Genomic DNA, 20,540 nt, shown 5'->3' with positions numbered 1-20,540 from the left:
TCGGAACGTACGCTTCTTTCAGAAATTTGTGAAGATAAGAAACTGTCAGGACCATGGGGGGTGTGCGAGATGATCGAGGCATGACGGAAGCAGGTCCGGGGCGCGATCCCGAAGCGGTGTCGAGATTCGTCGAGGGGTTCGCCGCCCAGCTCGTGGAGGCCGGGATGCAGCGGATGCCGGCCCGGGTCTTCGCCGCGCTGCTCTCCTCCGACTCGGGCTCGCTGACCGCGGCGGAACTCGGCGACCAGCTCAAGGTCAGCCCGGCCGCCGTCTCCGGCGCCGTGCGCTACCTCGCCCACCAGCACATGGTGGCCCGCGAGCGCGAACCGGGCTCGCGGCGGGAGCGGTACCGGGTGCACAGCGACCAGTGGTACGAGGCCCTCACCAACCGCGAGACGGTCGTCAAGCGCTGGGCGGCGGCCCTCGGCGAGGGCGTCCGCAGCCTCGGCCCCGACACCCCCGCGGGCCGCCGCATGGCCGAGACCCTGGCCTTCTTCGAGTTCGTCGACGGCGAGATCGCCGCGATGATGGAACGGTGGCGGGTGCACCGGGAGAAGCGGTTCCCCTGACGACCGCGTGACCGGCCGGACACGGTCCGCGGCCACCGGTCCGCGTCGAGGAGGGGCCCGCGTCGGGGGGAGCCCTTCGGCCGCCTGCTCGGTACCGCCGGCTTCGAGGCCCCGGCCGGCCGATCTCAGCGGGCCGGCAGCGTCAGCCCCCACGCCCCCGCCCGCACCGTCCACGTGCGCGTGCCCACCGGGCCCGATTCGACCGCGTCGGCGCGGTAGCGGAAGTGGGCGCCGGAGACCGTGACCGCGCGGCCCGAGGCCGTCAGGGGCGAGGCTTCCGCGCCGACCGACAGCGGGCGGACCTCCACCTGGGCCGCCCCCGCCGCGCCCGGCGTCAGGGACACCGCCTCCACCGGCTGGTCCAGGTCCACCAGCGTCACCCCGTCGACCTCCACCCGCAGCCTGGCCGGCCCGGCACCCGGCGCCGGCCCGGTCCGTACCGGACGCGGATGCGCCAGCGTCCGCACCAGCGACTGGCAGGTCCGCAGCCAGGGCCGCGTCCCGCCCACCGGCCCGTCCGGGCCCGGGTCCGGCTCCGGGTCCGGCTCCGGGTCCCGGCGCGGCGCCGGCGGGATTCCGACCGTCCCCAGCACCACCCCGTCGCTGTCGTCGACCAGCAGGTCCAGCCGCCGCTCCGCCCCCTCCAGCACCGCCCGCGCCGCCGCCACCGCCCCCGTCGGCACCCCCAGCGACCGGGCCAGGCCCAGCACCGGGCCGACCGGCACCAGCGACAGCGTGCACCCGGCCAGCTCCCGGTGCCGGTGCAGCAGGGTCACCGCGCGCAGCAGCGCCCGGTCGTCGCCGACCAGCACCGGCCGCCGCGACCCCCGTCTGCGCAGCGCCCGCGCGAACTCCTCCGGCCCGTCCGGCAGGCACACCTTCGTATGTGCCGCACCCGCGCTGAGCACGTCCTTCGCGATCCGGACGGACTCGCCGTCGGCCCGCCGGGCGACCGGGTCGATGACCAGCAGCAACTGATCGGGCCTCGCGGAAGTCGCCACCTCGGCCATGCCTCGCTTCCTCGGGTAGCATCTTTGTGCAAGAGCCCCTTGCGCTGTTGCGCCAGGGGCTTCGTCTATTCCGGGGCACCCGGTCCGACGGTTGGCGGCCAACGACGGTCGCGGTGCACGCGGCACACGGAAATCCGCGTTCGCCCTCGACCTTGGACATGCCCCGCCCGGAAGGGGTGTACGCGCGTGCCCGCACTTGTGCTGCTCGGTGCTCAGTGGGGTGACGAAGGCAAGGGAAAGGCGACGGACCTGCTCGGTGGTTCCGTCGACTATGTGGTGCGCTACCAGGGCGGCAACAACGCCGGCCACACGGTAGTCGTGGGCGACCAGAAGTACGCCCTCCACCTGCTCCCTTCCGGAATCCTGTCCCCCGGCTGCACGCCGGTCATCGGCAACGGCGTCGTCGTCGACCCGTCGGTCCTGTTCTCCGAGCTGAGCGGGCTGAACGAGCGTGGCGTCGACACGTCCAAGCTCCTGATCAGCGGCAACGCCCACATCATCACGCCGTACAACGTCACCGTGGACAAGGTGACCGAGCGCTTCCTCGGCAAGCGCAAGATCGGCACCACCGGCCGCGGCATCGGCCCCACCTACGCCGACAAGATCAACCGCGTCGGCATCCGCGTCCAGGACCTCTACGACGAGTCGATCCTCACCCAGAAGGTCGAGGCGGCGCTCGACGTCAAGAACCAGATGCTCACCAAGCTCTACAACCGGCGCGCGATCGCCGTCGGCCAGGTGGTCGAGGAGCTGCTGGGCTACGCGGACAAGCTCCGTCCGTACGTCGCCGACACCGTCCTGGTGCTGAACCAGGCGCTGGACGAGGACAAGGTGGTCCTCTTCGAGGGCGGCCAGGGCACCCTGCTGGACATCGACCACGGCACGTATCCGTTCGTGACCTCGTCGAACCCGACCGCGGGCGGCGCCTGCACCGGCGCCGGCGTCGGCCCCACCCGGATCAGCCGGGTGATCGGCATCCTCAAGGCGTACACCACCCGGGTCGGCGCGGGCCCGTTCCCGACCGAGCTGTTCGACGAGGACGGCGAGGCGCTGCGCCGGATCGGCGGCGAGCGGGGAGTGACCACCGGCCGCGACCGCCGCTGCGGCTGGTTCGACGCGGTGATCGCGCGCTACGCGACCCGGGTCAACGGCCTCACCGACTTCTTCCTCACCAAGCTCGACGTCCTCACCGGCTGGGAGCAGATCCCGGTCTGCGTGGCGTACGAGATCGACGGCAAGCGCGTCGAGGAGCTGCCGTACTCGCAGTCCGACTTCCACCACGCGAAGCCGGTCTACGAGATGCTGCCCGGCTGGAGCGAGGACATCAGCAAGGCGAAGACCTTCGCCGACCTGCCGAAGAACGCCCAGGCGTACGTCAAGGCGCTGGAGGAGATGTCCGGCGCCCCGATCTCCGCGATCGGCGTCGGTCCGGGCCGGGACGAGACGATCGAGATCAACTCGTTCCTGTAGGCGCCGGCCCCGCCGCGCACACCGCGACCGCCGCCGTTCGGCCCCCTCGAAGGGGCGTCGGCGCCGGTCGCGGTGTCGTATCGAGGGCATGACCGACCGCGACCGTGCCGCCGCCCGCCGCTGCGCGTCTGCCCGGTCCACCTGGGACCGTCGCTGCTGCTGGCGGCCGGGGTGCTCTGGCCGCCCGGCGTCTCGCTGATCCGCCGGTGAGGAGGGCGGCGCGGGCCCGGCCTCAACTGAAGACGATCATCGATCCCTGGGCCAGGCTGCGGGTGGCCGCCGCGTGCAGCCCCAGCCACACGTGCCGTTCGCGGGCGAAGGGGCTGGGGTCGTAGGGGGCGGCCACCGCCCGCTCCTCCAACTCCGTGGGCGCGGGCGGGGGTTGGGGCGCCGGCGGGGGGTTGAGCGGGTCGATGCCGATCGCCGGGGCGACCGCCTCCAGCTCGCGCAGCAGGCCGTGCGCGGAGCCCAGCGGGCCGCCGCCGGCCAGCAGTTCGTCGCTGGAGAGCGGCTGCGGGAAGTCGACGGGGACGTACGCGCCCGCGTGGTCGTAGTGCCAGACCAGGTGCGACTGCTGGGCCGTCGCCTCGAACATCTCCAGCAACTGCTCGTAGTCACCGCCCAGTTCGTCCACCGGGGTCACCGGCAGCCCGCACAACCGGAGCAGGTGGGCGCGGCGCAGGAAGTGCAGCGCGTCGTAGTCGAAGACGGCCACCGGGGCCACCTCGCCGGACAGTCCCGGCATGTACTGGTACACCGGCACCGGCGGCAGCCCGGCCGCGGCGAGTGCCTTGTCGTACTGCGCGAGTTCCTCGGCGAACGGGTTGTCCGGCGTGTGGCACAGGATGTCGACGAGCGGTACCAGCCACAGGTCACAGGCCAAAAGAGAACTCCTCACACAGCACGGCGATCCGGATCACGTGGTCAGGAAGGGTAGTCGGTGCGGCAGGCGGCGCGATGGGCGATGCGGTGGGCGATGCGTCGGTCGTGCAGACCCCATACCCACGAGCGCCCCCGCAACCCCGCGCCGGGCCGTCATCGGCCGCCGGTGAGCCGCTCGATCAGCGCGAGGGAGTGCGCGTTGTACGCGGCGACGCACGCGCGGGCCTCCCCGGCGTCCCGGCGGGCCAGCGCGTCGACCAGTTCGGTGTGCCCGGACCACAGCGTGCCGCGCAGATCGCTGAGCCGGCGCAGGTGCTGCACGGTGCACACCCAGCCCTGGACCCGCAGCCGGTGCAGGAAGTCGGAGAGGTAGGGGTTGCCGAACAGGGCGCTCAGCTCGCGCCAGTAGCGCAGGTCGTAGCCGATGAGGACGGTGAGGTCCCCGGCGCTGGCCGCGCGCTGCGCCTCCTCGCCGCGCCGCCGCACCCCGGCGAGGGCGGCGGCCGGCCGGGGCCCGTCGGCCAGGGCGGCCCGGCCCTCGGCGAGGGACCGGAACATCCCGTCGGTGACCAGGCCGCGCGCCTCGACCATGGCGCGGAAGTCGTCGGCGGAGTACTCGTGGACGCGGAAACCGCGGTGGTGGTCGGCGTCCAGCAGTCCCTGCGCGGACAGGTCGACGAGCGCCTCGCGGACCGGCGTCGCGGAGACACCGTACTGGTCGGCGATCTCCTTGACGGTGAACTCCTGCCCCGGCTTGAGCCGTCCGGCCAGGACCTCGTCGCGGAGCGCGTCGGCTATCTGCTGCCGCAGGGTGCTGCGCGTCACGGCACCGTTGCCGGTGGGGCCGGGCATGGTCGGGCGGTCTCCTCGTCGCGTCCGGGCACGGGCGTCCGCCCGCGCGGCGGCGGCCACCCGTGCGCGTGGACGGCCGCCCGCGCGTAGGGGCGGTCGCCTGCTCGCGTACGGGCGGCGTGCGCGTATATGTCTACGAGCACGCCACCCTACGCGTTCGAATACCGTTCGTGTCCCGTCCCGCGACCCGGACTACACGGTGTGCTCGTCCGCCACGGACAGTGCCGCGTCCAGCGCCGCCAGGCCGTCCTTCAGCTCCGCCTCGGTCACGGTGCACGGCGGGACGACATGGGTGCGGTTCATGTTCACGAACGGCCAGAGCCCGTGCGCCTTCGCGGCGGCGGCGAAGGCGGCCATCGGCGCGTTCGCCTCCCCGGTCGCGTTGTACGGCACCAGCGGCTCCCGGGTCTCCCGGTCCCGGACCAGCTCCAGCGCCCAGAACATGCCGACCCCGCGCACCTCGCCGACGCTGGGGTGCCGCTCCGCCAGCTCCCGCAGCGCCGGACCGACCACCGTCTCGCCCAGTTGGGCGGCGTTCTCCACGACACCCTCCTCGGCCATGGCGGTGAGGGTGGCGACGGCGGCGGCACAGGCGAGCGGATGCCCGGAGTAGGTCAGCCCGCCCGGGTACGGCCGCCGGGCGAACGTCTGCGCGATCTCCGCGGAGATCGCCACCCCGCCCAGCGGCACATAGCCGCTGTTCACGCCCTTGGCGAAGGTCATCAGGTCGGGCACCACCCCGTACAGGTCGGCCGCGAACCAGGTGCCGGTCCGCCCGAACCCCGCCATGACCTCGTCCAGCACGAAGACGATCCCGTACTTGTCGCAGATCTCCCGCACCCCGGCCAGATAACCGGCCGGCGGCACCATGATCCCGGCCGTGCCCGGGATCGTCTCCAGCACGATCGCGGCGACGGTCGACGGCCCCTCGAAGGCGATCGTCGTCTCCAGGTGCTCCAGCGCCCGCGCGCACTCCTGCTCCTCGGTCTCGGCGTAGAACCTCGACCGGTACAGGAACGGCGCCCAGAAGTGCACGACCCCGGCCGTCCCGCTGTCGGAGGCCCAGCGGCGCGGGTCACCGGTGACGTTGATCGCCTGCTGGGTGCCGCCGTGGTACGAGCGGTACGCGGAGAGCACCTTGGGTCGGCCGGTGTGCAGCCTGGCCATCCGCACCGCGTGCTCGACGGCGTCGGCGCCGCCGTTGGTGAAGAAGATCTTGTCCAGGTCGCCCGGCGTCCGCTCGGCGATCAGCCGGGCCGCCTCCGAACGCGCCTCGACGGCGAACGCGGGCGCGAAGGTGGCCAGCTTCGCCGCCTGCTCCTGGATCGCGGCGACGACCTTGGGGTGCTGGTAGCCGATGTTGGTGAAGACGAGGCCGCTGGTGAAGTCGAGGTAGCGCTTGCCGTCGTAGTCCCAGAAGTACGACCCCTCGGCGCCGGCGACGGCGAGCGGGTCGATGAGTTCCTGCGCGGACCAGGAGTGGAAGACGTGCGCGCGGTCGGCGGCCTTCACCGCGGCGCCGGCCTGGGGGTCGGTCTGAGGGGTCATGCGGCCGAGGGTAGATGTCCGCGATGCGGAAACGGTATCGGCGTCCTGTCTGCGGGACGGGGGTTTCCGCGACAGGGTGTCGACGTCCGGGGCCCTCCCGGCGGCACCGCCGGGACGCGGCCACCTGTTACGGAACCGTGGAACAGGCCCGGCCCCGGGCGCCCCCGCCCGCACTATTCTTCGTCCCGTTGCTCATGTACGGGGGGAAGGCGGCCGGGCGATGGAGAAGCTCGCGGCGGGGGACCCGCACCACATCGGCGCCTACCGGCTGCTGGCCCGGCTCGGCGCCGGCGGCATGGGGCGCGTCTATCTGGCCCGGTCGGACCGGGGCCGCACGGTCGCCGTGAAACTGGTCCGCGCGGAACTGGCCGCGCGGGAGGAGTTCCGCGAGCGGTTCCGGCAGGAGGTACGGGCCGCCCGGCGGGTCGGCGGGTACTGGACCGCGCCGGTGCTCGACGCGGACACCGAGGCCGCGGTGCCCTGGGTCGCCACCGGATACGTCGCCGGGCCCAGCCTCCAGCAGGTCGTCGGCCGCGACCACGGGGCGCTGCCCGAGCGGTCGGTGCGCATCCTCGCGGCCGGCCTCGCCCACGCGCTCAAGGACATCCACGCGGCCGGCATCGTCCACCGCGACCTCAAACCGTCCAACGTCCTCGTCACCATCGACGGCCCCCGCGTCATCGACTTCGGCATCGCCCGCGCCCTGCGGACCGTGCCCGACACGGGCCTGACCCGCACCGGCGCGCTGGTCGGCTCCCCCGGCTTCATGGCACCCGAGCAGGTCCGCGGCGACCGGGTGGGGCCCGCCTGCGACGTCTTCTGCCTCGGCTCGGTCCTCGCCTACGCCGCCACCGGCACCCTCCCCTTCGGCAACGCCGACAGCAGCGTCCACGCGCTGATGTTCCGCATCGCCCAGGAGGAGCCCCGCCTCGACGGCGTCCCCGAGTCACTCGCCGACCTGGTCCGCGCCTGCCTGCGCAAGGACCCGGCGGCCCGCCCCACCCTCGACGCCGTCCTCGAACTCACCGGCGCGCAGGACACCGTCTGCGACGGCCGCGCCCTCGACCCGTGGCTGCCGGGCGCGCTGGTGGCCCAGTTGGGCCGCCACGCGGTACGGCTGCTGGAGACGGAGAACCCGGAGGGGCCGGGGGCGGCGGGAGCACCGGGTGCGGAACCGGCGGGGCCGGCGGGATCGGCGGGGCCCGCACCGACGCAGAGGACGACCCCCGGACCCGGACCCGTCCCCGTACCCGGCCCGGCCCCCCGCACGACCGAGCCGCACCTGGAGCACCCGCCCGGCGGCTTCGACGCCCCGACGACCCACCTCCCCACACCGGTCGCCGGACAACTCCCGCCCCCGCCCCCCGCCCCCGGCTACGACCACCACCCGCACCCCCACCCCTGGCCGGAGGCCTCCGCCCCCGCCCCCGCCCCGCACCACCCCTGCCTCTGCCCCGGCCCCGACGACGGCGGCTTCGGCCCGCCCCCGCCGCCCCCCGGCACCCCGCCGATACCCCCCGGCAGAGGCCGCTCGACCGTGCTGCTGGTGCTGGTCGCCCTGGTCGTCGCGCTGGCCGCCGGCGGTTCGGTGTACGCCCTGATGAGCGGCGGCGGCGACGGCGACCGGGCGGACGGCGACTCCACCGGCTCCCCGACCACCCACGCCACCGCCCCGACCACCCCGGGCCCGTCACCGACGTCCGCGCACACCACCGGCCAGGCCGCCCGGGACGGCGCGGTCCCCGCCGGTTACCTCGGCACCTGGACCGCGACGATCGACAACGCCTCCGGCACCCACACCCGCAGCCTGACCATCCAGCAGGGCGAGGTCGGCGACACCGTCCTCTCCCTGGTCGCCGACGGCGCCGACTACCACTGCGTCTTCGCCGCCCCGCTGACCGCGGACCCCGGCACCGACGGCCCGCTGCGCATCGGCCCCTCCGAGGTCAGGTCCGGCGAACCGGCCACCTCCTGCACCCCGGGCGCCCCCACGGAGGTGACCCTCCTCCCCGACGGCCGCCTGCGGCGCGTGAACGCCGAGAGCGGCGAACGCGTCACCTACACCCGCCGCTGAACACCGGGCGGACAACGCCCGGCCCCGGCGCGGTCACCCGGACCACCTACCGGCGCCCCGGCGCGGTCACCCGGAACACCTACCGGGCCTCCGGCGGCCGCTGCCGGGGCATGTGCGGCCGCGCGCCCCCGACCGCCCCCCCGAACCGCCCCTGCACCACCGCTCCCTCGACCCCACGCCCCACCGCCACCTGGATTCCCATCGGCGCCGCCCCCGTGCGGAACTCCACCATCCAGTCCACCGTCTCCGTGCGCACCAGCTCCGCCACGTCCTCCGAGAACCTGCGCAGCACCAGCAGGCACCGCTCCGCCGCCTCCCCGGCCGTCCCCTCCGCGGGCCCCAGCACCTCCCGCACGCTCTCCGACGCCCAGTCGAACTGGAGTACGAGAAGCCTCCGCTGCACCGCCTGCGCCGTGGCCACGTCCCGCATCCACCCCGACGTCAGCCCGAAGTACCGGTCCCCGGCCACGCACGCCACCGCCAGCAGCAGTGCCAGATACCCCCAGGGAGCCACCTCGCCGACCACCCCGGTCAGGTCCAGCAGCGGCAGCGCCGCGCCCGCCACCGCCCCCACCGCCGCGCCGCCGCGCAGCGCCCGCGCGCCCCGCCGCTTGCCCGCCCGGTCCGCGAGATACCAGGCCACCGTCTCCAGGGCCCCCCGCTCCACCCACCGGTACAGCTCGTCCAGCCGCTCCGCCGGAAGTCCCCAGTCCCCGAGCGGGAACGCCCGCCCGGTCAGGTCACCCGGCTCACCCCGCCCCACCTCGGCCGCCCCTTCGGGCTGCTTCTCCGGCTGACCCACCCGGCACTCCCAACCGATCGCGATGATCACGTTGCGTGACGACTCCGCCGCACCCTTCCTACCTCCCAATGGGTGGCGAAGGGTCCGGTTCCACCGCTTTTCCGCCCGGAAGAGGTCGTTGATCAGGTATGGGTCCGGCGCTCGACTCACTCGAAAGAGTGCTGGGGCGAGGGCCGCGCGGACCACGTAGGCTCGTGCCGAACGGGAAAACCCGTAGCGATAGGAGCTGATCGTGATCCCCGGTGGTGGCCAGCCCAACATGCAGCAGTTGCTCCAGCAGGCCCAGAAGATGCAGCAGGACCTGGCGAAGGCCCAGGAGGAGCTGGCGAGGACCGAGGTCGACGGGCAGGCCGGCGGCGGACTGGTGAAGGCCACCGTCACCGGCTCGGGCGAACTGCGCGGCCTGGTGATCGACCCGAAGGCGGTGGACCCGGAGGACACCGAGACCCTCGCCGACCTGATCATCGCCGCGGTCCAGGCGGCCAACGAGAACGCGCAGGCGCTCCAGCAGCAGAAGCTCGGTCCGCTGGCCCAGGGCCTGGGCGGCGGCAGCGGCATCCCGGGCCTGCCTTTCTGAGACAGCCCGACCCCTCTACCGTACGTACCGTACGTACCGAAGGAACCCCAGGAAGGACGGCAGTCCGTTGTACGAAGGCGTGGTCCAGGACCTCATCGACGAACTGGGGCGGCTGCCCGGCGTCGGTCCCAAGAGCGCGCAGCGGATCGCCTTCCACATCCTCCAGGCGGAACCGACGGACGTACGGCGTCTCGCGCACGCCCTGATGGAGGTGAAGGCGAAGGTCCGCTTCTGCGCGACCTGCGGAAACGTCGCACAGGAGGAGCTGTGCAACATCTGCCGCGACCCGCGCCGGGACCCCGCCGTCATCTGTGTGGTGGAGGAGCCGAAGGACGTGGTCGCGATCGAGCGCACCCGTGAGTTCCGGGGCAAGTACCACGTCCTCGGCGGCGCGATCAGCCCCATCGACGGGGTCGGCCCCGACGACCTGCGGATACGGGAACTCCTCGCCCGCCTGGCGGACGGCACCGTCACGGAGCTGATCCTGGCCACGGACCCGAATCTCGAAGGCGAGGCCACGGCCACGTACCTCGCCCGCATGATCAAGCCCATGGGCCTCAAGGTCACCCGCCTGGCCAGCGGCCTCCCGGTGGGTGGCGACCTGGAATACGCGGACGAGGTGACCCTCGGCCGGGCCTTCGAGGGGAGACGACTCCTAGATGTCTGACGCCACGCTGCACGCCACCCACCAGAACCCGGACGACTTCGCGGTCCAGATCGCCGATCAGATCGAGAGTTTCCTGGTCGCCGTCACGGAGGTCGCCAGGGGCGACGAACCGGCCTCGGCCGTCCCCTTCCTCCTCCTGGAGGTCTCCCAGTTGCTCCTCGCCGGCGGCCGGCTCGGCGCCCACGAGGACATCGTCCCGGACGAGCGCTACGAGCCCGACCCGGGCCCGGAGCAGGACGTGGACTCCCTCCGCGAGAACCTCGCCCGCCTCCTCGACCCGGTCGACGTCTACTCCGAGGTCTTCGACCCGTACGAGCCCCGCAAGGCGCCCGTCCCGGCCCGGATCTCCGACGACCTCACCGACGTCATCACCGACCTCCGCCACGGCATGGTCCACTACCGCGCCGGCCGCACCTCGGAGGCCCTGTGGTGGTGGCAGTTCTCCTACTTCTCCAACTGGGGCTCCACCGCCTCCGCGACCCTGCGCGCCCTCCAGTCGGTCGTCGCCCACGTCCGCCTCGACCAGCCCCTGGCCGCACTCGACGGCCTCGACACGGACGAGGACCTCGGCGACGAGACCCTGGAGGCGGAGGCCGGCCGGGTCATGGTCGAGGAGATCGCCGGCCCGCTCGGCCTGCGCCCGGTCAAGTAAGGGCGCGCCGGAGCGCCTCCGCGTCCACGTACGGCGCGGTCGTCGTCGGCGCGCTGTACCAGCGCAGCGGCCAGGTGTTGCCCCCCAGGGCCGGGATGCCGATGTACGTGACCGTCCCCGTGCCGGTGCCGCCCAGCAACTGCACGCCGAGCGGCCATTCGTACGTCCTGAGCGTGCCGGGCGGCAGCAGGAAGTACAGCCAGCGTCCGCCGCACACCTCGGTCACGACGGGCCCGGCGTCCTCGTCCGTCGCCTCGATCAGCCAGTCGGCGACCAGCTCGCCCCGGATGCCGTCGACCCGTACGGCGTCGAAGTGCACGCCCGCGAGGCACAGTTGGTGCCCGGTGAGGGGGACCCACGCGGGACGGTGAATTACGTTCGTCATGGTCACACGCTGCCGTGCGTGCCGCTACGTTCGGTAGTGACACAAGGGGTACTCACCGTGGTGTACCGCTCGGAGGTGCGTGCAGTGGCTGAATCGCCGGTCATGTGGCGTTTCGTAGGGAATCAGTTGAAACGCTGGCGCACCAAGGCCAAAGTGAGCAGGGAGCAACTGGCCGAGGCCGCGCATTACTCTCCGGACACGATCAAGGCCATGGAGCAGGGCGTACGGATGCCGACGGCGCGCGTCCTGGATGTGGCGGACGAGCTGTGCGGTGCGGACGGCATGCTGAGCGCGGCGAAGGAGTACTTGAGCCGGGAGAAGTATCCGGCGCGAGCGCAGGAGTTCATGGAGCGGGAGAAGGAGGCGATCAGCCTCTGGTGGTACGAGGTGATGTACGTCCCCGGACTGTTGCAGACGAAGGAGTACGCGCACGCGCTCATCGACAATCACGTGCCGGTGGTGGATGAGGAGATCGTCGAGGAGCGCGTCGCCGCGCGACTCGAACGGCAGTCGATCCTCGTGCGCCGCAAGCCGCCGGTATCACTGAGCTTCGTGATCTCCGAGGCGGTGCTGCTCGCGCCCCAGGTCGACCTGGGGCAGTTGCGGCACCTGCTGAAGGCTTCCGAGCTACCGAACGTCTCGCTCCAGGTGCTGCCCTGCGACCAGGCCGTGGCCGCGGCGCTGTTGGGTCCCGTCATCCTGCTGGAAACCCGCGATCACGAGCGATTCGCTTACGCGGAGGGGCAATTGGGCAGTCTGCTCTCGGCTGCTCCGGACCTTGTCAGTCGTGCCACCGAGCGGCTTAGCATGATCCGAGCCCAGGCGCTCAGTCCCGCTGAGTCGGCCCGCTTCCTCGGAGAGATGGTGGATCGCCATGAGTGACCAGCCGAAGTGGATCAAGTCGAGCCACAGCGACTCGGAAGGCGCGGCCTGCGTCGAGGTCGCCCTCGCCCCCGCCATCCGCGTCCGTGATTCCAAGAACCCCGCGGACGGCCCGCAGGTCCACGTCACGCCCGCCGCCTGGTCCGCGTTCATCGCCGCGGTCCGGCCCGAGGGCTGAGCCTCTTGTGAACGTGTGACCCCGGGCACGTTCCGCGTGGCTCGGGAGGTGGGTGGGCATGAGCCTGCCTGGACGAGCCGGCCGCCGACAGGTCTCACCATGCGATATCGCAGGGGGGAGATTCGGACGCTCGTTAGACTGAGCCGACCGCAGTACATATACGTACGTGCGGAAAGAGACGGATTGAGCGAGGAGCGCACGTGGGCCTTGTCGTGCAGAAGTACGGAGGCTCCTCCGTAGCCGATGCCGAGGGCATCAAGCGCGTCGCCAAGCGGATCGTGGAAGCGAAGAAGAACGGCAACCAGGTGGTCGCCGTCGTTTCCGCGATGGGCGACACGACGGACGAGCTGATCGATCTCGCCGAGCAGGTTTCCCCGATCCCTGCCGGGCGCGAGCTCGACATGCTGCTGACCGCGGGAGAGCGTATCTCCATGGCGTTGCTGGCCATGGCGATCAAAAACCTGGGCCACGAGGCCCAGTCCTTCACCGGCAGCCAGGCGGGTGTCATCACCGACTCGGTCCACAACAAAGCCCGGATCATCGACGTCACCCCGGGCCGTATCCGCACCTCCGTGGACGAGGGCAACATCGCCATCGTGGCCGGCTTCCAGGGCGTCAGCCAGGACAGCAAGGACATCACCACGCTGGGCCGCGGCGGCTCCGACACCACGGCGGTCGCTCTCGCCGCCGCGCTCGACGCGGACGTCTGCGAGATCTACACCGATGTCGACGGCGTGTTCACCGCCGACCCGCGCGTGGTGAAGAAGGCGAAGAAGATCGACTGGATCTCCTTCGAGGACATGCTGGAACTCGCCGCCAACGGTTCGAAGGTGCTGCTCCACCGCTGCGTGGAGTACGCCCGGCGGTACAACATCCCGATCCACGTCCGGTCCAGCTTCAGCGGGCTTCAGGGCACATGGGTCAGCAGCGAGCCGATCGAGCAAGGGGACAAGCAGGTGGAGCAGGCCATCATCTCCGGTGTCGCGCACGACACCTCCGAGGCCAAGATCACGGTCGTCGGCGTGCCGGACAAGCCGGGCGAGGCGGCCGCGATCTTCCGGACGATCGCCGATGCCGAGATCAACATCGACATGATCGTGCAGAACGTGTCCGCCGCCTCCACCGGCCTGACGGACATCTCCTTCACCCTGCCCAAGGCCGAGGGCCGCAAGGCCATCGACGCCCTGGAGAAGAACCGCTCCGGCATCGGCTTCGACTCCCTGCGCTACGACGACCAGATCGGCAAGATCTCCCTGGTCGGCGCCGGTATGAAGACCAACCCGGGAGTCACGGCCGACTTCTTCAAGGCGCTCAGCGACGCCGGGGTGAACATCGAGCTGATCTCGACCTCCGAGATCCGTATCTCGGTCGTCACCCGCAAGGACGACGTCAACGAGGCCGTCCGCGCCGTGCACACCGCCTTCGGCCTGGACTCCGACAGCGACGAGGCCGTGGTGTACGGAGGCACCGGCCGCTGATGGCCGCGAGCGCACGGCCCCCCAGGGCCGGCCGGCCGACGCTCGCGGTCGTCGGGGCGACCGGTGCCGTCGGGGCCGTCATGCTCCGTATCCTGTCCCAGCACGCGGACATCTGGGGCGAGATCCGCCTGATCGCCTCCCCGCGCTCGGCCGGCCGCAAGCTGGCCGTGCGGGGCGAGGAGGTCGAGGTGGTGGCGCTCACCGAGGACGCCTTCGACGGGGTCGACGTCGCCATGTTCGACGTACCCGACGAGGTCGTGGCCGAGTGGGCGCCCGTCGCCGCCGCCAAGGGCGTGGTGGTGGTCGACAACTCCGGCGTCTTCCGGATGGACCCCGAGGTGCCGCTGGTCGTGCCCGAGGTCAATCCGCACGCGGTACGGATGCGCCCGCGCGGCATCGTCGCCAGCCCCGACTGCACGACGCTGTCCATGATCGTCGCGGTGGGCGCGCTGCACGCCGAGTTCGGGCTGCGCGAGCTGGTCGTCTCCTCGTACCAGGCGGTCAGCGGGGCCGGGCACGCGGGCGTGCGGGCGCTGCGCCGGCAGATGTCCCTGGTGGCCGGTACGGACCTCGGTACCCACCCCGGTGACCTGCGGCGGGCGGTCGGCGAGGACACCGGTCCGTTCCCGGAGCCGGTCGCGCTGAACGTCGTACCGTGGGCCGGGTCGCTGCGGGAGGACGGCTGGTCGTCGGAGGAGATGAAGGTGCGGGACGAGTCCCGCAAGGTCCTCGGGCTGCCGAAGCTGCCGGTCGCGGTGACCTGCGTACGGGTGCCGGTGGTCACCACCCACTCCCTGACCGTGCACGCCCGCTTCGAGGGCGAGGTCACCGTCCCGGCGGCCCGCGAGATCCTGGCCACCGCGCCCGGGGTGGTCCTCTTCGACAACCCGGCCGCCGGGGAGTTCCCCACCCCCGCCGACGCGGTCGGCACCGACCCGACCTGGGTCGGCCGGGTCCGCCGCGCCCTGGACGACCCCACCGCGCTGGAACTCTTCGTCTGCGGGGACAACTTGCGCAAGGGCGCCGCCCTGAACACCACGCAGATCGCGGAACTGGTCGCGGGTGAGCTGATCTGACGCGGTTTGTAGGATCTGCGGATGTGATGTGAGCCGGAATGTGGTCCGGACCACTTGATCAAAGTCCCGCGGCATCAGAGGATTTCCTCCCCGTCCCCCGCAACCACGCGGTCGGCGGGGAGCGTCTTTGCGGTCACCCATCCGGGGCGTGGGGACGCCGTGGAGCGGACGTGGGGACGTCCGCTCCCTAGGGGATATAGGGGATGAGCGGGACGCATGAGGGCAAATGATGCACCGTCGGTTGCGCTGCCCGGCGCCGGACGTACGAAAACCAACGTGACGCCCGGCACGTACAACCCTCGTGGGGGTGCGGGTGTCCAACTGGCGTGGCAGAGGTACTCGACTTCCCCGTGGCGACGCGCGGCACGGCCCTGCGGCCGCCCCGCCGGCCCGCTCAGGCGGCCGGCGCGGCCGGTGGCATGCCGGTGATCGCGCCGATGCCCGCCGCGCAGCCCGCGCCCCTACCCGGACAGCGTGACGGCGCCGAGGAGGTCACGGCGGCGGGCACCACCGTCGACCACCTCACCGACACGTACCGCACCCACTACCGGTCGCTGCTCGGCCTCGCCGCGCTGCTGCTCGACGACACCGCGTCCTGCGAGGACGTCGTCCAGGAGGCGTTCATCCGCGTCCACTCGGCGCGCAAACGGGTCCGCGACCCGGAGAAGACCCTGGCGTATCTGCGGCAGACGGTCGTCAACCTCTCCCGGTCCGCCCTGCGCCGCCGCATCATCGGGCTGAAGCTGCTCTCCAAGCCGATGCCCGACATGGCGAGCGCGGAGGAGGGCGCCTACGACCAGTTGGAGCGGGACTCCCTGATCAAGGCCATGAAAGGACTCCAGCGCCGGCAGCGCGAGGTCCTGGTGCTCAGGTACTTCGCCGACATGACCGAGGCGCAGGTCGCCGAGACCCTCGGCATATCGCTGGGCTCGGTCAAGGCGTACGGATCACGCGGCATCGCCGCCCTCAGGCTGGCCATGGGGACACCGGCATGAGCGACGGCCACGGCGCGCGGCGCGAGCCGGACGAGCAGGAGTCGAAGCACACGCACACTGGGAACGGAACTGTGAACCACGGCCCCGACGACCAGGGCCCCGACGTTCAGGGGTCCGACCGACTTCTCCGCCGGTTGCGCCCGGCCCAGGAGCCCGGCGACGGGCCGGCGCCGGACGAGGAGGCGCTGCGCAGACTGCTGCACGAGGCGGTGCAGGAGGTGGAGCCGCGCGACGGCACCCTGGAGTACCTGCGCCGGGCGGTCCCCGCGCGCCGGGCGCGCAAACGGCAGGCCGCCGTCGGCATGGCCGCCGCCGCCCTCTTCATCGGCACCGCGATCCCCGCGCTGGTGCACGTCTCCAACTCCACCGGCCCCGGCGCCCACCCCTCCGTGGCCGGCCACGCCTCCCAGGCCCAGGGCGGAGCCGGCCAGGGCAAGGACCCGGCGGGCGGCGAGGGCGCCACCGTCGGCTCCGACCAGGAGGGCAGGCACGAGGACAAGCCCGAGTCCGAGGAGAAGGACGAGGAGAAGGCGACCGGCTCCGGCGGCGGGGGCGCCACCACCGGCGCCGACCCGACGACCAGCAGCGCCGCCGGCGCCGGGGTGTGCACCGCCGAGCAGCTCGGCGCGGCCGTCGCCTCCAGCGCCGCCCCCGACTCCACGGGCGTGGTCTACGGCGCCTTCCAGGTCAGCAACGTCTCCTCGGCGAGCTGCACCGTCGGCGGCGCCGGCTCGGTCGGCGTGAGCGCCCAGGGCGCCGCCGACTCCGCCCGGATCGGCACCGCCCGGCATGTCGCCGGGGACCCCGCCGCCGGGCTGCCCGACCCGTCCCTGGAGGCCGGGCACCTGCTGCTCCAGCCGGGCGGCGCCTACGAGGTGCGGTTCGCGTGGGTGCCCTCGGAGACCTGCCCGACCACGGGCGGCACCGACGGGGGCAGCACCGGCGGACCCTCGCCCGACCCGTCGCCGACGGGGGACACGGGCACCGCCGGCACCACCACGGGCGGCGACACCACCGACAACACGACCACGCAGTCGCTCACCGCCGACACCCCGGCCACCGGCAGCGTGACGGTGACGTACACCCCGGACACGGGCTCGGGCGCGGCGACGGCCACGGTGTCCAACGCGTGCGCGGGCACGGTGTACTGGACGGGAGTACTGGCGGAGGGGTGACCCCCCGGGCGTACGGGCGGGGGCGGCGGTCGGGGGATGTCACCCCGACCGGGTTCGGACGGCGGACGGACTGGCCCGCCGCTCGGTTTCGTCCTCCGCCGGGGCCAGCCCCAGTTCGGCGTCCCGGATCAGCTCCACCTCGCGGCGCAGCAGCCGGAACCACATGAAGACCACGAAGCCGACGAAGGCGAACCACTCGGCGGTGTAGCCGAGGTTCTGGAACGCCTTCATGTCCAGGCCCGAGTTCTGCGTGGTGCTCACCGGCACGGCCCGCATCCCCGAGTCGCCGCGGTTCAGCGTGAGCCAGGCGTCGTACACGTCGTACGGCACCAGGTTGACCAGCGAGGCCGCGCTGATCGCGGCGGTCTGGCCGGCGGGCAGGCCGCCCTGGGCGCTCACCCCGTTCTCGCCGGGGGTCTCGGACGCCTGGAGCGCGCCGGTGACGGTGACCTCGCCGGACGGCGGGGCCGGTGCCTTCGCCGGGTCGGCGTCGCCGGGCAGCCAGCCCCGGACGACGGGCAGGGCCTCGCCGGAGTCGGTGCGCAGCAGGGACAGCACGTAAAAGCCGCGCCGGTCGTCCAGGTCGCGGTCGGGGACCAGCAACTGCTTGTCGTAGCGGCCGGTGACGGTGGCCTGCCGGTTGACGGTCTCCTTGTCCACGGGCAGCAGCTCGGCCAGCGGCCGGGCGGCCGCCTCGCGGGCCGTCGCGGCCTGGGTGTCCGCCGCGCGGTGGTCGTCGACCCGGTCCTCGAACCGGCCGAGCTGCCAGGACCCCATGAACACGCAGAAGGGGATGGCGAGCACGACGAAGACGTTGATCCCCCACCAACGGGGCGTCAGCAGAAACCGGTACACGCCCTCAACGGTACGGGTTCGGCGCGGCGGCCCGGTCTCGGGGGCCCTCGGCGGGGCCGGTGGGGAAAGTTGTCCACAGGCTGGGGACCTGATCTGCGCGAAGTCGGCGGGGCGCGGCAGTATGGGGCCATGACTGAGCGCAACGGAACCGTCTCGCGGGAGCAGCACGAGCAGCAGGAGCACCACAGGAAGGACGGGCGGGGGCCGGGCGGGGAGATGCCCGACTGGGAGAAGCGGTTCCGGGCGCCCCGGGTGTCGCTGCCCGACTGGGCGGAGGACGCACCGGACCGTTCCCTGTTCGTGTCGAACGCGACGGGGACGTACGAGCTGTACGCCTGGGACCGCGCGACCGGCGGGCAGCGCCAGGTCACCGACCGGCCCAACGGCACGACGGACGGCGTGCTCTCCCCGGACGGCGAGTGGATCTGGTGGTTCGACGACAAGGACGGCGACGAGTTCGGCGTCTGGCGCCGCCAGCCCTTCACCGGCGGCCCGGACGAGCCGGCGGTACCCGGCCTCGACCCGTCCTACCCGGCGGGCCTCGCCGTCGGCCGGGACGGGCGCACCGCGGTGATCGGCCGCTCCACCGACGACGAGGGCACCACCATCCACCTGGCGCGGGCGGGCGAGGAGCCGGTGGAGATCTACCGGCACCGCGAGTCAGCGGGCGTCGGCGACCTCTCCCACGACGGCACCCTCATCGCCGTCGAGCACACCGAGCACGGCGACGCCATGCACTCGGCGCTGCGCGTCCTGCGCCCCGACGGCACGACCGTCGCCGAACTCGACGACACCGAGGGCGGCACCGAGGAGCTGGGCCTGGAGGTCCTCGGCTTCGCGCCGGTCGACGGCGACACCCGCCTGCTCATCGGCCACCAGCGCCGGGGCCGCTGGGAGCCCCTGGTGTGGGACGTGGCCACGGGCGAGCAGACCGACCTCGCGCTGGAGCTGCCCGGTGACGTCAGCGCCGAGTGGTATCCGGACGGCGGCGGCCTGCTCATCGCCCACAGCTTCGAGGCCCGCAGCGAGCTGTTCCGCTACGACCTCGCGCAGCGCGAGCTGACGGAGATCCCGACCCCGGCCGGCACGGTCTCGGGGGCCACCGCCCGCCCCGACGGCAGCGTGGAGTACCTGTGGTCCTCCGCCGCCGAGCCGTCCGCGGTCCGCTCCACCCGGGGCGGGATCGTCCTCGACCCGCCCGGCCTGAAGTGCCCGCCGTCGGTGCCGGTGGAGGACGTGTGGGTCGAGGGACCGGGCGGCCGCGTGCACGCCCTGGTCCAGAAGCCGGCCGGCGCCACCGGCCCGCTGCCGACGGTCTTCGACATCCACGGCGGCCCGACCTGGCACGACAGCGACTCCTTCGCCGCGGGCCCGGCGGCCTGGGTCGACCACGGCTACGCGGTGGTCCGGGTCAACTACCGGGGCTCCACCGGTTACGGCCGGGCCTGGACCGACGCCCTGAAGCACCGGGTCGGACTCATCGAGCTGGAGGACATCGCGGCGGTCCGCGAGTGGGCGGTCACCTCCGGACTCGCCGACCCCGAGCGCCTGATCCTCACCGGCGGCTCCTGGGGCGGGTACCTCACGCTGCTCGGCCTCGGCACCCAGCCGGACGCGTGGACCCTGGGCATCGCCGCGGTGCCCGTCGCCGACTACGTCACCGCGTACCACGACGAGATGGAGGGACTGAAGGCCCTCGACCGCACCCTCCTCGGCGGCACCCCCGAAGAGGTCCCCGACCGCTTCGAGGCGTCCTCGCCCCTCACCTACGTCGACCAGGTCAAGGCCCCCGTCTACATCTCGGCCGGCGTCAACGACCCCCGCTGCCCCATCCGCCAGATCGAGAACTACGTCGAACGCCTCCAGGCCCGCGGCCACACCCACGAGGTCTACCGCTACGACGCGGGCCACGGCTCCCTGGTCGTCGACGAACGCATCAAGCAGCTCCGCCTGGAACTGACCTTCGCAGCACACCACTTGCCACGCCACTGACCCCCGACCGGGGCGTGAACGCCCCCTCTGCCTCCCTCTTCGGCCGCCCGGGTCGGTCGTCCACGTCTGCCCGACCCGGGCCGCCATGGGCTGGGCGTCCACGTCTGCCGGGCCCGAGCGGCTACGGGCTGGGCGTCCACGTCTGCCCGGCCCGGCCCGAGCCGCGACGGGCTGGTCGTCCACGTCTGCCCGGCCCGAGCCGCGACGGGCCGGGCGTCCACCTCTTGGCGGACCGAGTCGGGCGGTGGGTGGGCATAGGCCGGGGGTCCAGGGGGGCGGAGCCCCCTGGCCGGCCCGCCCCCCCCCCCCCCCCCCCCCCCCCCCCCCCCCCCCCCCCCCCCCCGCGCCCCCCCCCCCCCCCCCCCCCCCCCCCCCCCCCCCCCCCCCCACAAAAAAAAAAAAAAAAAAACCCCCCCCCCAA

20 protein-coding genes are annotated in these 20,540 nt (G+C 72.8%); 13 read left to right on the top strand and 7 right to left on the bottom strand.

Annotation, left to right across the window (positions count from 1 at the left end; all coding sequences use genetic code 11):
* Window positions 1-80 precede the first annotated feature (80 nt).
* Window positions 81-569, top strand: a complete 489-nt coding sequence (locus tag ACFY32_RS19175; protein ID WP_390674793.1) for a GbsR/MarR family transcriptional regulator — start codon at window positions 81-83, stop codon at window positions 567-569.
* Window positions 570-694: 125 nt separating this feature from the next.
* Here the strand turns inward: ACFY32_RS19175 and ACFY32_RS19170 are convergent, their stop codons facing one another.
* Window positions 695-1,579 (bottom strand): diacylglycerol kinase, encoded by an 885-nt coding sequence (locus ACFY32_RS19170; RefSeq protein ID WP_390674792.1) that lies wholly within the window; start codon window positions 1,577-1,579, stop codon window positions 695-697.
* A 186-nt stretch (window positions 1,580-1,765) separates the two neighbouring features.
* Between ACFY32_RS19170 and ACFY32_RS19165 the strand changes: the two genes are divergently transcribed.
* Entirely contained in the window at window positions 1,766-3,049 is a 1,284-nt protein-coding gene (locus tag ACFY32_RS19165) for an adenylosuccinate synthase (protein WP_190202925.1), read from the top strand.
* Window positions 3,050-3,281: 232 nt separating this feature from the next.
* Here ACFY32_RS19165 and ACFY32_RS19160 read toward each other — a convergent pair whose 3' ends face one another.
* The 3 genes from ACFY32_RS19160 to ACFY32_RS19150 all read right to left on the bottom strand — a co-directional run bounded on the left by ACFY32_RS19160 (window position 3,282) and on the right by ACFY32_RS19150 (window position 6,331).
* Window positions 3,282-3,932: a hypothetical protein gene (locus ACFY32_RS19160; protein WP_359189925.1), complete on the bottom strand. Its 651-nt coding sequence runs from the start codon at window positions 3,930-3,932 to the stop codon at window positions 3,282-3,284.
* Window positions 3,933-4,084: 152 nt separating this feature from the next.
* Complete coding sequence (locus ACFY32_RS19155; protein WP_390674791.1) at window positions 4,085-4,783, bottom strand: GntR family transcriptional regulator; 699 nt, start codon at window positions 4,781-4,783, stop codon at window positions 4,085-4,087.
* 192 nt (window positions 4,784-4,975) lie between these two features.
* Window positions 4,976-6,331, bottom strand: a complete 1,356-nt coding sequence (locus ACFY32_RS19150) for an aspartate aminotransferase family protein (protein WP_390674790.1) — start codon at window positions 6,329-6,331, stop codon at window positions 4,976-4,978.
* A gap of 220 nt (window positions 6,332-6,551) precedes the next feature.
* On the opposite strand from ACFY32_RS19150, the gene ACFY32_RS19145 reads away from it, so the two are divergent.
* Window positions 6,552-8,405: a serine/threonine-protein kinase gene (locus tag ACFY32_RS19145; RefSeq protein WP_390674789.1), complete on the top strand. Its 1,854-nt coding sequence runs from the start codon at window positions 6,552-6,554 to the stop codon at window positions 8,403-8,405.
* 79 nt (window positions 8,406-8,484) lie between these two features.
* Here ACFY32_RS19145 and ACFY32_RS19140 read toward each other — a convergent pair whose 3' ends face one another.
* Entirely contained in the window at window positions 8,485-9,207 is a 723-nt protein-coding gene (locus tag ACFY32_RS19140; RefSeq protein ID WP_359190873.1) for an SLATT domain-containing protein, read from the bottom strand.
* Window positions 9,208-9,439: 232 nt separating this feature from the next.
* On the opposite strand from ACFY32_RS19140, the gene ACFY32_RS19135 reads away from it, so the two are divergent.
* From ACFY32_RS19135 to ACFY32_RS19125, 3 genes are all read left to right on the top strand, one after another.
* Window positions 9,440-9,784: a YbaB/EbfC family nucleoid-associated protein gene (locus ACFY32_RS19135; protein ID WP_390674788.1), complete on the top strand. Its 345-nt coding sequence runs from the start codon at window positions 9,440-9,442 to the stop codon at window positions 9,782-9,784.
* A gap of 67 nt (window positions 9,785-9,851) precedes the next feature.
* On the top strand, window positions 9,852-10,451 hold the full coding sequence (gene recR, locus ACFY32_RS19130) for a recombination mediator RecR (protein WP_359189909.1): 600 nt from the start codon (window positions 9,852-9,854) through the stop codon (window positions 10,449-10,451).
* Complete coding sequence (locus ACFY32_RS19125) at window positions 10,444-11,103, top strand: DUF5063 domain-containing protein (protein WP_359189906.1); 660 nt, start codon at window positions 10,444-10,446, stop codon at window positions 11,101-11,103. The genes recR and ACFY32_RS19125 overlap by 8 nt, the downstream gene beginning before the upstream one ends.
* Here ACFY32_RS19125 and ACFY32_RS19120 read toward each other — a convergent pair.
* The gene (locus ACFY32_RS19120) at window positions 11,096-11,488 is read right to left on the bottom strand and encodes a hypothetical protein (RefSeq protein WP_359189903.1); all 393 of its coding nucleotides are present in this window, start codon (window positions 11,486-11,488) and stop codon (window positions 11,096-11,098) included. The genes ACFY32_RS19125 and ACFY32_RS19120 overlap by 8 nt on opposite strands.
* Before the next feature lie 84 nt (window positions 11,489-11,572).
* Between ACFY32_RS19120 and ACFY32_RS19115 the strand changes: the two genes are divergently transcribed.
* The 6 genes from ACFY32_RS19115 to ACFY32_RS19090 all read left to right on the top strand — a co-directional run bounded on the left by ACFY32_RS19115 (window position 11,573) and on the right by ACFY32_RS19090 (window position 17,272).
* Window positions 11,573-12,370, top strand: coding sequence for a helix-turn-helix domain-containing protein (locus ACFY32_RS19115; RefSeq protein WP_390674787.1), 798 nt, complete (start codon window positions 11,573-11,575; stop codon window positions 12,368-12,370).
* Window positions 12,363-12,548 (top strand): DUF397 domain-containing protein, encoded by a 186-nt coding sequence (locus ACFY32_RS19110; RefSeq protein ID WP_390674786.1) that lies wholly within the window; start codon window positions 12,363-12,365, stop codon window positions 12,546-12,548. The genes ACFY32_RS19115 and ACFY32_RS19110 overlap by 8 nt, the downstream gene beginning before the upstream one ends.
* 200 nt (window positions 12,549-12,748) lie before the next feature.
* Window positions 12,749-14,026, top strand: coding sequence for an aspartate kinase (locus ACFY32_RS19105; protein ID WP_359189895.1), 1,278 nt, complete (start codon window positions 12,749-12,751; stop codon window positions 14,024-14,026).
* The gene (locus tag ACFY32_RS19100; RefSeq protein WP_359189892.1) at window positions 14,026-15,102 is read left to right on the top strand and encodes an aspartate-semialdehyde dehydrogenase; all 1,077 of its coding nucleotides are present in this window, start codon (window positions 14,026-14,028) and stop codon (window positions 15,100-15,102) included. The genes ACFY32_RS19105 and ACFY32_RS19100 overlap by 1 nt, the downstream gene beginning before the upstream one ends.
* A gap of 419 nt (window positions 15,103-15,521) precedes the next feature.
* Window positions 15,522-16,097 (top strand): SigE family RNA polymerase sigma factor, encoded by a 576-nt coding sequence (locus ACFY32_RS19095; RefSeq protein WP_390674897.1) that lies wholly within the window; start codon window positions 15,522-15,524, stop codon window positions 16,095-16,097.
* Window positions 16,094-17,272: a hypothetical protein gene (locus ACFY32_RS19090; protein ID WP_390674785.1), complete on the top strand. Its 1,179-nt coding sequence runs from the start codon at window positions 16,094-16,096 to the stop codon at window positions 17,270-17,272. The genes ACFY32_RS19095 and ACFY32_RS19090 overlap by 4 nt, the downstream gene beginning before the upstream one ends.
* Before the next feature lie 39 nt (window positions 17,273-17,311).
* Here ACFY32_RS19090 and ACFY32_RS19085 read toward each other — a convergent pair whose 3' ends face one another.
* Window positions 17,312-18,127, bottom strand: coding sequence for an SURF1 family protein (locus ACFY32_RS19085; protein ID WP_359189885.1), 816 nt, complete (start codon window positions 18,125-18,127; stop codon window positions 17,312-17,314).
* 129 nt (window positions 18,128-18,256) lie between these two features.
* On the opposite strand from ACFY32_RS19085, the gene ACFY32_RS19080 reads away from it, so the two are divergent.
* A complete protein-coding gene (locus ACFY32_RS19080; protein ID WP_390674784.1) occupies window positions 18,257-20,119 on the top strand; it encodes a S9 family peptidase in 1,863 nt (620 codons plus the stop codon).
* Window positions 20,120-20,540: the final 421 nt, after the last annotated feature.

Origin of the sequence: Streptomyces sp. NPDC000134, from assembly GCF_042899225.1 — a bacterium.
In the GTDB taxonomy this organism is placed as follows: Bacteria; Actinomycetota; Actinomycetes; order Streptomycetales; family Streptomycetaceae; genus Streptomyces.
The sequence above is the reverse complement of the archived record's forward strand: the minus strand, read 5'-3'. Positions and strand labels throughout refer to the sequence as shown.

Excerpts from the sequence above, each read along its gene's own strand:
- ACFY32_RS19175 (WP_390674793.1), top strand. The coding sequence starts at position 81 with ATGACGGAAGCAGGTCCGGGGCGCGATCCCGAAGCGGTGTCGAGATTC.
- ACFY32_RS19145 (WP_390674789.1), top strand. The coding sequence starts at position 6,552 with ATGGAGAAGCTCGCGGCGGGGGACCCGCACCACATCGGCGCCTACCGG.
- ACFY32_RS19110 (WP_390674786.1), top strand. The coding sequence starts at position 12,363 with ATGAGTGACCAGCCGAAGTGGATCAAGTCGAGCCACAGCGACTCGGAA.
- ACFY32_RS19080 (WP_390674784.1), top strand. The coding sequence starts at position 18,257 with ATGACTGAGCGCAACGGAACCGTCTCGCGGGAGCAGCACGAGCAGCAG.
- ACFY32_RS19150 (WP_390674790.1), bottom strand. The coding sequence starts at position 6,331 with ATGACCCCTCAGACCGACCCCCAGGCCGGCGCCGCGGTGAAGGCCGCC.
- ACFY32_RS19155 (WP_390674791.1), bottom strand. The coding sequence starts at position 4,783 with ATGCCCGGCCCCACCGGCAACGGTGCCGTGACGCGCAGCACCCTGCGG.
- ACFY32_RS19170 (WP_390674792.1), bottom strand. The coding sequence starts at position 1,579 with ATGGCCGAGGTGGCGACTTCCGCGAGGCCCGATCAGTTGCTGCTGGTC.
- ACFY32_RS19095 (WP_390674897.1), top strand. The coding sequence starts at position 15,522 with ATGCCGGTGATCGCGCCGATGCCCGCCGCGCAGCCCGCGCCCCTACCC.
- ACFY32_RS19125 (WP_359189906.1), top strand. The coding sequence starts at position 10,444 with ATGTCTGACGCCACGCTGCACGCCACCCACCAGAACCCGGACGACTTC.
- ACFY32_RS19120 (WP_359189903.1), bottom strand. The coding sequence starts at position 11,488 with ATGACGAACGTAATTCACCGTCCCGCGTGGGTCCCCCTCACCGGGCAC.
- ACFY32_RS19090 (WP_390674785.1), top strand. The coding sequence starts at position 16,094 with ATGAGCGACGGCCACGGCGCGCGGCGCGAGCCGGACGAGCAGGAGTCG.
- ACFY32_RS19100 (WP_359189892.1), top strand. The coding sequence starts at position 14,026 with ATGGCCGCGAGCGCACGGCCCCCCAGGGCCGGCCGGCCGACGCTCGCG.